The organism is Daejeonella rubra (genome assembly GCF_900103545.1).
Lineage (GTDB): Bacteria > Bacteroidota > Bacteroidia > Sphingobacteriales > Sphingobacteriaceae > Daejeonella > Daejeonella rubra.
On the sequence record NZ_FNHH01000020.1, the window covers coordinates 59,840 to 70,733 of the forward strand.

Sequence of the window (10,894 nt, forward strand, 5' to 3'; positions counted from 1 at the left end):
ATATCTAATTTCTTAAACAAACGAAATATTTAATTATTTTTTATCGCAAAAAATAATTTTTTTAACTCTGTTTTTATCTCACTCTTTATGAGCTTTGCATAATTGGAATGAATTTTCACCGGAATTGAAAGAATGTCATTACCTACTTTGATTGCTTCGGTAATTCTGTTACATGAAATATAAAATTTGAACAATGCATATCGCGAAGAAAGGCGGTTTGGAACCATATTTACCGCCAGCCTGTAGGCTCTCTCTGCCTCAACCATTTTCTTTTGACGTTGAAAGCAATCTCCAAGCTGCACATAAAGCGAATTTGCGGGAACTGCGGCTACAGCCATTCGAATGATCTTTTCAGCTTCAGGCAGCTCCTCATTCTTTAGCAACATCTCACCATAGAACATTTGATACTGGTGAGAAGATTTCATGGACGGATAGATGTCCGTTAATATTTCTAATGATTCATGGGAATACCCTGCGAAAGCCAACTGTTTAGCTTCTTCAAACCTCTTATAAGCCATGTATGAATGAAGCGGAAGTTTAAAATGAAGATATAGTAAACAGGCCATTATGATACCTGCTGTTAGCAGAGACCATCTTTTGAAAGACGCGGAAACATAGTAACAAACAACTATGACACAAATAAAGTATAGGGACTGAAAATGCAGCTTTTCAAATACGTGTGTAAAAAATGCAGCTACGTTTATTGCAAGCAGTTGAGCAACCGCCAGAAGGAGGACAACCGGTCTGTCAGCGCGGTTTTTCAAGAGCGCTTTGCGAATCAGAAATATTAATAGGCTCAGTATGAGTGCCAGCGCAATTAGCCCTAAAATTCCGGCTTCTATCGTAAATTGCCAGTAATCATTGAAGGCAAAGTATGTATTGTCGGCTAAAAGGAGCTCTTTTGATGTAAAAGAATCATTGCTGAAATATAGTGCTTGATATAGTAAATACTGCTGTTTAAACTCCCCTAATCCGATTCCTACCAGATAGGATTCTTTGAAGATGTCAAAAGAGATTTTATAGATCAGGATGCGGCCCTGAGTGGAGTCGCTCTTAAACATGAAGGCGAGTATAAAAACTAAAGTGAATATGAAAGTAAGGCTCAAAGCCATTAAATATTTCGAGGGGCGAAAGGATTTAGACAAATGACCAATGAAAACTATGCTAACCGTATAACCGATAACAAATGCCCTACTTTCCTTCCCAAACGCATAAATTAGGCAACTGAAGAGCAACGCCAGCAGTACTTGGAAACTATATTTCTTAAAAAAGCTTGCAAAGAATGAACAATACTCCAAAATTTTTATCATCGGATAAATTTATCACTTTCAATTTTTTTTCTTGCTAAAATGCTTTTATTCCTTTAACCGCTTAGTCAGTTTATCGGTGAATGTTCGGGATGATAGTCAAGTTTGCTCATATTTATTATTCATACGATTTGCAGAATATTAGCTCTTAGTACTTCATGGCAAAACTTTCGACAACAAACGAAACTTTGGTAGAAGTTAAACATTATCTTCATAACATTAAATTCATACCTTATAAATAGCTTTATTGTCAGCAATATATTCTAACCCAACTGAAAACATTGAACTAAGCTCTTTAACCATGTTAACTTTCATTAAAGCGACCGTCTGCGACTGAGCGAAGGTCACTGGATTAAAGCCTGGTAAGGCGATCTAGTGATATGTTTTCCATTCAGACAACACGAGACCCACTGCCCGTAGAGTTACCACCGATTACCAAAATTGATGGGTAAGTACAACCGTAATTAGCTGTACAGTTTAAACGCAGCCTTTCGGATTTTCCAATAATGAGGAGTCTCCAGACTCCTCAATTATAAATAAACGATATCAGACAAGCTCTTCCGTTTTTTTATCAACTCAATGTTTGATTGCAACATTAAACCCGGAAGGAACTTGGGTAGCATTCCATGGTTCTTTATCAATTCTGCATTCCCGGCCTTTGTAACTCCGATATTACCATATTCCCGGTAATAATACCCTCTGATGTTGTAACATTCATTGTATTTTCGCGACTAATTCCAAAAAACCAATTACATGAAATATTTTTTATTACTTATTACTTTATTCACAGGGATATCTTATGCCTCAGCACAAGGGATGGGCGGAGCCGCAGCGCCTTCAGTAACCGGAAGGATCTCAGGTACTATCCTTGATTCATTAACTTCTAAACCTGTTGACTATGCTACTGTTTCTTTGGGACGTGCTGGGTCAGTTAAAACTACAAATGGAGCACTTACAGATGAAAAGGGTGCATTTAAGATAGAGAATATTGCAGCCGGATCGTATAGGATCACCATCGCTTTTCTTGGATACCAGACAAAGATCCTTGATTCAGTGAAAACCACTCCCGGAAAGCCTGATTTGAATCTGGGCCGTATTCTTCTGGCACCGAATCTGAAAATGTTAAATGAAGTCGTTATTACAGGAACGACCCCTATCATTGAAAATAAGATCGATAAGTTAGTGTATAATGCCGAGCAGGATATTGCGATCGCAGGTGGAAATGCTACGGATGTACTTCGTAAGGTACCATTGCTTTCAGTTGATTTCGAGGGCAATGTTTCACTAAGAGGAAGCCAGAATGTAAGAGTTCTGATCAATGGGAAGCCTTCAGGTTCTATGGCTAATAATATGGCGGATGCTTTAAAAGCAATTCCTGCCGATCAGATAAAAAATGTAGAAGTTATCACTTCTCCTTCTGCAAAATATGATGCTGAAGGAACTTCAGGTATCATTAATATCATCACCAAAAAGAATAATCTGGCAGGTATAAGTGGTTCTGTGAACGGGGGAGTTGGAACAAGACAGAACAGCGGAAACCTGAACCTGAATGCAAAGACAGGACGTTTAGCTGTTACTGCAAATGGAGGTGGATTTTATTCATGGCCTCAAACCAGTACCATCTCGTTTAAACGGACCAATGCCGATGCAAGTCAGATTATTAGCCAGAATGGTGAAAGTCAGACCGACAGGCTTGCTGCAAATGGATCTATTGGTGCTGATTATGATTTCAATAGCTTTAACTCGATCAGTACTAATTTACGTTTGAACGGATTTAGTAATGGTGCAGATGGAAGTAACCTGAATCAGAATATTTTTAATGGTAACGCTGTTAATTTTACAAGACTGAGTGATAATTCCATGCATATGAATGGTATTGACTGGAGCAGTGATTTTCTGCATAAGTTCAAAAAGAAAGATCAGCAGATTTCAGTTGCATACCAGTTCACCAATAGCATTCAGAAAAACGATTATACTACTGATTTTTCAAATACTGTCATTGATGAGTATGGTAATAATGATGCTGATAATACAGAAAACACAATTCAGGTAGATTATACACATCCCTTTAAGAAGGTGACATTTGAAACAGGCGTTAAGGGTATTCTTAGAGATATTGTGAGTGATAATCAAACGCGTAATTTCAATTCAGAAACGAATGTGTTTTCACCGATATCCTCACGTACTTATGTATACGACTACAATCAGGATGTATATTCTGCCTATGCAACTTTTGGCTTTACACTGGCCAAAAAATACGGTATCAGAGCAGGTGCGCGTTATGAAGGTACAGAGATCAAAGGGGATGCAAGATCTGTAGGAGCAGCGGCTTCACCATTTACAAGCAGTTATTATAACCTGGTTCCAAGTTTTGTTGTTTCCAGAACATTCAAGAATTTCTCAACTGTTAAATTAAGTTATAACCAGCGTTTACAGAGACCTAGTTTATTTTATCTGAATCCTTTCCTGAACAGTGCGGATATTTACAACCAGTCACAGGGAAATCCTTCTCTTAAGCCTGAGCTATCTCATAATGTGGAATTTAATTACTCCATGTTTGTGAAAACCTCTGTTTTGAATGCATCAGTTTACTACCGCCGAACCAATGATATCATTGAAAGTTTTGTATTGCCTATTTCTGTGACTGACCCGTCTACAGGTTTAACTGCAACAGGCTCCAGAACAACTTTCCGCAACGTGGGAAATAATAATTCAGTCGGGTTTAACTTCTTCGGACAGATCAATCCGGTTAAGCCCCTAACATTGCGAGGTAACTTTAATGTGTTTACTTATGATATTAACACAAATAATACGGTTGTGGTATCCAATACTAATTCAAATACACAGCTGATCTACAATGCATTTTTGATGGCTTCCTATGTTTTCCCGAAAGGATTGACATTTGAGACCTTTCTGATCACTAACTCTCCGCGCCGGACTTCACAGGGTAAAAATCCATCTTTCAATATGTGGAATTTAGGTCTGAAGAAAGAGATCATGAAGAAGAAAGGAAGTATCGGACTGACAGTTATTGATCCTTTCAATGAGAATAAAAATTTCCGTTCGAATATTGCTGGAGCAGATTTTACTCAGACTAGTAATTTCTCAGTGCCATTCCGTTCATTCGGAACAAGTTTCAGTTACCGTTTTGGTAAACTGACCATGCAGGCTCCAAGGAAAAAGCGCGGAGTAACAAATGACGACCTGAAACAAGGAGAGCAAAATACAGGTAACCAATAAATAATATTTGACCATATGAAAAGGCCGGATGCTTAGCATCCGGCCTTTTTTTAATTTTGTACATTTGCAGAAATGACAATAATGCCTGTTCAAAGAATAATTTCCTTATTGCCTGCTGCCACTGAGATCGTTTGTGCTTTGGGTTTAGAACATCTGCTGGTTGGAAGGTCACATGAATGTGATTACCCGGCGGGCATCACAGATTTACCGGTTTGTTCCTCTGCCAAATTTCTTCCGGGCTCAGATAGCAAAGAAATTGACAGGCAAGTAAAAGAGATACTTTCGGAATCACTTTCAATTTATACGATAAACAGAGAACTGATTAAAAGTCTCGCTCCGGACGTGATCATTACACAAGCCCAATGCGAGGTTTGTGCGGTCAGTTTGAACGATGTTGAGCTGGTATTAAAAGATCTTCTGGAAAAGGATTGCAGGATAATTTCCCTTCAGCCAAATGGACTGGAAGATGTTTATAAGGATATTCAGCTCATTGCAGATCAGCTGGGAGTCGAAAATACAGGTGCAGAATTACTCGAATTATCGGAAGAGAGGATTAATATCATTCACCATAAACTGAAATTCATTACGGAAAAACCTACAGTAGCCTGTATTGAATGGCTTTCTCCATTGATGATCGCCGGAAACTGGACTCCCGAGATCATTGAAATAGGAGGAGGAATTCCGGTGCTGACAGAAGCAGGGAAGCATTCATCTTACATCAATTTTCAGGAGATTATCAATGCTGATCCTGATATTATCGTGATCATGCCTTGCGGCTTTTCAATCCAGAGAACATTGCAGGAGATAGGTTTATTGCTTGATTTGCCTGGCTGGGCTGAACTTAAAGCAGTAAAAACTCAAAGAGTTTATATTGCAGATGGCAATCAGTACTTTAACAGATCAGGCCCCAGAATGACAGACAGTATAGAGATCATGGCTGAGATCATCAACCCTAAGCAATTTATTTTTGGCTATGAGGGTGATGGCTGGGTACACTTCATAGTGTAGAATATATCTGGAAATCGGTTATACGAATCGCTTGAGATCGGTATTAAAATGCGATGAACTGCTCAATCTGTTGGGTTACAAATTTCACGGTATCTTCCTTGAATAAGTCGCCTTTTTCATCAAATTCTTTTCCAACAGCCGGAATATGAATGCGTAATGGGAGAACATGCAGATTTATATAATGGCAAATTCCGGTAAAATGTTCAATACCACGAACATTACCATATTTGCCAGTTGAAAGCCCCACAAGAGCCGCTTTTTTACCGTAAAAACTGTCCGGGAAGGTACAGGCATCAATGAAAAGCTTTAGAATTCCGGGAAAGCTTCCATTATATTCCGGAACTACAAAGATGAATTTAGTGGTAGCAGAAATTTTATCCTGAATACTTTGAAAGGCTTCGCTGCGTTTTCCATACAGATCTGAAATGATAAAATTATCAGGCAGGGACTGAAGTGAAAATATTTCTGATTCAAATCCTTTTGCTGCTAATTCTTTGTGGTAATATTCGGCTAGTTTAAGCGTATTACTTCCTTCACGGTTGGTACAGGATATTATTGTGGTCATTTTGTTGATAAGATGTGCAAAACGAAAATCGCCCGGCGGTGTAAATAGTTTTAAGTTTGTATCTTAGATTTTAATGAAAAGCCTATTAAAACAGGTCAAAAGTAGTCTTTTGATCTGCCATGATCTTATGATTTGGCTTTTTTAATATCATGTATTTGTAATTATTTTTTATAAAATGGGCAAAATCATTGCATTAGCTAACCAAAAAGGAGGAGTTGGAAAAACTACTTCTTCCATAAATCTTGCAGCAAGTTTGGCTGTACTTGAATATCGTACTTTATTGGTTGATGCAGACCCGCAGGCAAATTCAACATCAGGAATAGGATTTGATCCGCGTACGATAAAGGCCAGTATTTATGAATGTATAATAAACGAGATCGATCCCGCCGAGGCAATTCAACCTACTGATACTCCTTTTCTCGATCTTCTGCCAGCTCATATTGACCTGGTTGGTGCCGAAATTGAAATGATCAATATGGCCGACAGGGAGTATAAAATGAAAGCAGTTCTTGATAAGATCAAGGACAATTATGATTTTATTATCATTGACTGCTCTCCTTCATTGGGTTTAATAACGATCAATTCACTTACCGCTGCTGATTCAGTGATAATCCCTGTTCAGTGTGAATATTTTGCATTGGAAGGATTAGGTAAGTTGCTGAATACTATTAAGATAGTTCAGAATCGATTGAATCCGAATTTACAGATTGAGGGTATTTTGCTTACCATGTATGATGTACGCCTTCGTTTATCCAATCAGGTTGTAGAAGAAGTTAAGACTCATTTCCAGGATCTGGTATTCGATACGATCATTCAAAGAAATACGCGATTGAGTGAGGCTCCAAGTTATGGGATTTCGGTGATCATGCACGATGCGAATTGTAAAGGAGCCATTAACTACCTTAATCTGGCACGTGAGATAATCAGGAAAAATGGATTGGTTTCGAAGGAAGAAGCTGCAAAACAAGCTTTAGTATAATATGATCTACCAGAAGAAAACCGGATTAGGAAGGGGATTAAAGGCACTACTGGATGACTCGGATTTGCCGGATAGTGAGAGGCATCAATTAAGTAATGATAACTCATCACTCGGATCCATCAGCTTTGTGCGGATCGATCAGGTGCAGGTAAACCCATTTCAGCCAAGAACAGAATTTGATGCAGAGGCTCTAAAAGAACTTTCTGATTCGATCAGGCTTCAGGGACTCATACAGCCGATCACGGTAAGGCAGGCTGGTCAGAATTCTTATCAGCTAATTTCCGGTGAACGTCGTTTGCGTGCATCGAAATTAGCCGGACTTACAGAGATTCCAGCTTATGTTCGTACAGCCAATGATCAGCAAATGCTGGAAATGGCGCTTATCGAAAATATTCAGCGTGAAAATCTGAATGCTATTGAGGTTGCACTAAGTTTTCAGAGGATGATCGATGAGTGTAATTTAAAGCAGGAAGAACTTGGCGACAGGGTGAGCAAGAACCGATCAACGGTAACAAATTACCTTCGTCTTTTAAAGTTGCCACCTGTGATACAGGCTTCAATTCGCGATAAAAAGATATCCATGGGCCATGCCCGTGCATTGATATCTGTCGAAGATTCTGATAAGCAGTTGTATATTTATCAGGAGATCATCAAAAATGGCCTTTCGGTTCGGAAGGTAGAGGATCTTGTACGTCAGATTCAAACGATAGGAAAGGATAAGAAAAAATCAAAATCCGGAGCAATCTCATTTCAGTATATGAAGATACAAGATGATCTGGCTTCTAAATTCAGTACCAACGTTAAGCTAAAACTGGGTGATAAGGGTAAAGGTTCTATTGAAATTAACTTTATGTCTGATGATGATCTGACCCGTATCCTGGAAATGCTAGACTGGTAATGTACGCTAAAATCCTTTCAGGGTTCTTATTGATGTGCTTTTTGGCGCATTCAGATGCTTTTGCTCAAATAAAGGAGAGTGAATCTGCTCGTAAAGACACCACTAAAGTTGCTGTCAAAAAGGCTCCGGCAATAAAAGATTCCGCACGTATTGAAATTGAAGCAATGCCCCGTCGTGCTGCATTGAAGTCGGCGATGTTACCCGGTCTCGGCCAGATCTATAATAAGCGCTGGTGGAAGGTTCCCCTGGTATATGGCGGCTTTGTGGGGATAGGACTTGTATTTGAGTTCAATCAGCGTAATTATAAGATATTCCTTAAAGAAGCTCAATTCAGACAGGAAAATCCGGGAAAGACACAAAATCCACTATTCGTGCCTTATACAACAGAAGGAATAATAAATATTAAAGATGCATACAGGCGCGATCGTGATCTTTCGGTGCTCGCCGGTCTAGGTTTTTATGCAATTAATATTATTGATGCCTATGTTGACGCAAAGTTTTTTAGGTTTGATATATCAGATGAATTAACCTTGCAGGTCAATCCGACAATAAATCAGCCAATTCCTGTTCATGCCTCAGGTTTTGCTCCGGTGGTAGGTCTTAGGTTTAAAATTGCGTTATGATCAGAAATCGTATTTTTGTGAATATTTTAAAATAACACCTTTTACAAATGAGAATAGCTATCCTCGGATATGGTAAGATGGGCCGTATTATCGAACAATTTGCAACTGAAAGAGGGCATGAAATTGTTTTGAAAGTAAATGTAGATAATACGGAAGACCTGACTATTGCCAACCTTAAGAAGGCTGATGTAGCCATCGATTTCAGTACTCCTGATTCTGCCCTGAGCAATATAGAACTTTGCTTTGATGCAGGAGTTCCTGTGGTTGTAGGGACTACGGGATGGTATGGACATCTTCAAACTGTAAAGAATAGATGTGTAGAAGGTAACAATACTTTATTATATGCGTCTAATTTCAGTATTGGCGTAAATGTGTTCTTCTTTGTAAATAAAGTGCTTGCAAAGATCATGAACAGATACCCCCAATATGAGGTGCAGGTTGAAGAAATACATCATACACAAAAGCTTGATTCACCCAGTGGTACTGCAATGACCATCGCTGAAGGGATCTTGAGCGAGCTTGATCGAAAGGATGAATGGGTTAATGAGTTGATCGGATCGGGGGAAGAATTTGTTGTAAAGCCTGATCAATTATTGATCGAGTCGCATAGGATTGAAGATGTTCCCGGTACGCATACAGTAATTTACAGTTCGGAAGTGGATGATATTGAGTTTAAGCATAAGGCTCATAGCCGTGCAGGATTTGCATTGGGTGCGGTTTTAGCGGCGGAATGGCTTGAAGATAAAACCGGATTTTATAATATTACTGATATGTTTGATTTTAGCGTTTAAATAGATATAAATACATGGATTTGAAGGGTTCTAATAATAGTACATCAAAGGATAAAAAGGTCAGAAAAAAGAAATCGGCTGGAAGAGAATGGTTTGATGCCATTCTTTTTGCTGTAGTAGCAGCTACACTGATCAGGGGATTGTTTATTGAGGCTTACGTGATACCAACCGGTTCAATGGAAAAAACCCTGCTTGTGGGGGATTATCTTTTTGTAAGTAAGGTAAATTATGGGGCAAGAACACCAATGACTCCAGTTGCCTTCCCATTTGCACATCATACTATGCCGATAACCGGGACCAAGGCTTATTGGGAGGGTATTAAATGGGATTATCATCGTTTACCCGGATTGAGTGATGTGAAAAGAAATGATGTAGTTGTTTTCAACTATCCAATGGATGCGGATGCACCTTTTTCCCGTCCTGTTGATAAACGTGAAAACTATATAAAACGCTGTTTGGCGATTGGTGGAGATACCATCAATATTATCAATGCCAGAGTTTTCCTGAATGGTAAGCCTGCTGAAGTTCCCCAGTTTGGTGAAAAGTATTATTACGTTCAATCTGATGGGACAGATTTCAACCCACAGGCTATACAGGATCTAAATATAGAGGCTCAGCGCTCAACAGCGGATGAATATATTTTTAACATGACAGCATCGGACGCTGAGATCATTAAAAAATGGTCAAATGTTAAAACGGTAAATCCGTACATCAGACCCGTTAATGAGTATGATTCACAGATATTTCCTCATAACCCTCAGTTTAAGTGGAATGCTGATAATTTCGGCCCGCTTATCGTTCCTAAGCAAGGTTGGACAGTTAAGCTTGATAGCTCAAACTATGCTCTTTATGAACGGGCAATTTCAATTTATGAAGGTAATACCATTGAGAGAAAAGGAAATGATATTATCATTAATGGTAAAAAAGCTGATTCCTATACATTTAAAATGAATTATTACTGGATGATGGGAGATAACAGGGATAACTCTCTTGATTCCCGCTACTGGGGTTTTGTACCTGATGATCATATCGTAGGAAAGGCATTATTCGTTTGGATGAGCTGGAATACCAACGGAACATTCTTTGACAAAATTCGCTGGAGCAGGTTATTGGGTGGGATACATTAATTCGAGAAAATATAATTTTTAATAAAAAAGGGGCACTCTAATCAGTGCCCCTTTTTTATTTTCTTTCGTTAAAAAAAAAGAATAATCTTTTGGCTCTAATTCATTCATGTTTTTAATTCTTTTATACTTTCGTCATTTCGCAGGAGGCACGACGGAGAAATCTGTTGCAATGAAAAGGAACTTGATCTGAATTACTGCCGATAGTCATGAGATTTCTCCACCTTTCAAAGATGCTTTTCAATTAAAATATAGAATAGGTGATCGTATTCTAGGTTTAACTTATTTCCAAATTTAATTTAAAAAAGATTTTCTTCAGGCTGCTCTCTTATAGTTTTCCACATACATTTCCCCTCTTT

Annotated in this window: 9 protein-coding genes; 7 read left to right on the top strand and 2 right to left on the bottom strand. The window is 38.6% G+C overall.

Annotated elements, in window-relative coordinates:
• Window positions 1-29: 29 nt before the first annotated feature.
• A complete protein-coding gene (locus BLR27_RS13275) occupies window positions 30-1,310 on the bottom strand; it encodes an O-antigen ligase family protein (protein WP_090705637.1) in 1,281 nt (426 codons plus the stop codon).
• 750 nt (window positions 1,311-2,060) lie between these two features.
• Here BLR27_RS13275 and BLR27_RS13280 point away from each other — a divergent pair.
• Complete coding sequence (locus BLR27_RS13280) at window positions 2,061-4,547, top strand: outer membrane beta-barrel family protein (protein WP_090705639.1); 2,487 nt, start codon at window positions 2,061-2,063, stop codon at window positions 4,545-4,547.
• Window positions 4,548-4,628: 81 nt separating this feature from the next.
• Window positions 4,629-5,555, top strand: coding sequence for a cobalamin-binding protein (locus tag BLR27_RS13285; protein ID WP_090705641.1), 927 nt, complete (start codon window positions 4,629-4,631; stop codon window positions 5,553-5,555).
• Between the two features lie 43 nt (window positions 5,556-5,598).
• Here the strand turns inward: BLR27_RS13285 and BLR27_RS13290 are convergent, their stop codons facing one another.
• On the bottom strand, window positions 5,599-6,120 hold the full coding sequence (locus BLR27_RS13290) for an NADPH-dependent FMN reductase (protein WP_090705642.1): 522 nt from the start codon (window positions 6,118-6,120) through the stop codon (window positions 5,599-5,601).
• Between the two features lie 175 nt (window positions 6,121-6,295).
• Here BLR27_RS13290 and BLR27_RS13295 point away from each other — a divergent pair, with 175 nt between their 5' ends.
• The 5 genes from BLR27_RS13295 to lepB are packed head-to-tail and all read left to right on the top strand — an operon-like array spanning window position 6,296 to window position 10,538.
• Window positions 6,296-7,099, top strand: coding sequence for a ParA family protein (locus BLR27_RS13295; protein ID WP_090705644.1), 804 nt, complete (start codon window positions 6,296-6,298; stop codon window positions 7,097-7,099).
• 1 nt (window position 7,100) lies between these two features.
• Window positions 7,101-7,997: a ParB/RepB/Spo0J family partition protein gene (locus tag BLR27_RS13300; RefSeq protein ID WP_090705646.1), complete on the top strand. Its 897-nt coding sequence runs from the start codon at window positions 7,101-7,103 to the stop codon at window positions 7,995-7,997.
• Window positions 7,997-8,620, top strand: a complete 624-nt coding sequence (locus BLR27_RS13305) for a DUF5683 domain-containing protein (RefSeq protein WP_090705647.1) — start codon at window positions 7,997-7,999, stop codon at window positions 8,618-8,620. Before BLR27_RS13300 ends, BLR27_RS13305 begins: the two co-directional genes overlap by 1 nt.
• Before the next feature lie 47 nt (window positions 8,621-8,667).
• Window positions 8,668-9,411: a 4-hydroxy-tetrahydrodipicolinate reductase gene (gene dapB / locus BLR27_RS13310; protein ID WP_090705649.1), complete on the top strand. Its 744-nt coding sequence runs from the start codon at window positions 8,668-8,670 to the stop codon at window positions 9,409-9,411.
• 14 nt (window positions 9,412-9,425) lie between these two features.
• Window positions 9,426-10,538, top strand: coding sequence for a signal peptidase I (gene lepB, locus BLR27_RS13315; RefSeq protein ID WP_090705650.1), 1,113 nt, complete (start codon window positions 9,426-9,428; stop codon window positions 10,536-10,538).
• Window positions 10,539-10,894 lie beyond the last annotated feature (356 nt).

Coding starts and splice junctions, on each gene's coding strand:
- BLR27_RS13275 (WP_090705637.1), bottom strand. CDS start 1,310: ATGATAAAAATTTTGGAGTATTGTTCATTCTTTGCAAGCTTTTTTAAG.
- BLR27_RS13280 (WP_090705639.1), top strand. CDS start 2,061: ATGAAATATTTTTTATTACTTATTACTTTATTCACAGGGATATCTTAT.
- BLR27_RS13285 (WP_090705641.1), top strand. CDS start 4,629: ATGCCTGTTCAAAGAATAATTTCCTTATTGCCTGCTGCCACTGAGATC.
- BLR27_RS13290 (WP_090705642.1), bottom strand. CDS start 6,120: ATGACCACAATAATATCCTGTACCAACCGTGAAGGAAGTAATACGCTT.
- BLR27_RS13295 (WP_090705644.1), top strand. CDS start 6,296: ATGGGCAAAATCATTGCATTAGCTAACCAAAAAGGAGGAGTTGGAAAA.
- BLR27_RS13300 (WP_090705646.1), top strand. CDS start 7,101: ATGATCTACCAGAAGAAAACCGGATTAGGAAGGGGATTAAAGGCACTA.
- BLR27_RS13305 (WP_090705647.1), top strand. CDS start 7,997: ATGTACGCTAAAATCCTTTCAGGGTTCTTATTGATGTGCTTTTTGGCG.
- dapB (WP_090705649.1), top strand. CDS start 8,668: ATGAGAATAGCTATCCTCGGATATGGTAAGATGGGCCGTATTATCGAA.
- lepB (WP_090705650.1), top strand. CDS start 9,426: ATGGATTTGAAGGGTTCTAATAATAGTACATCAAAGGATAAAAAGGTC.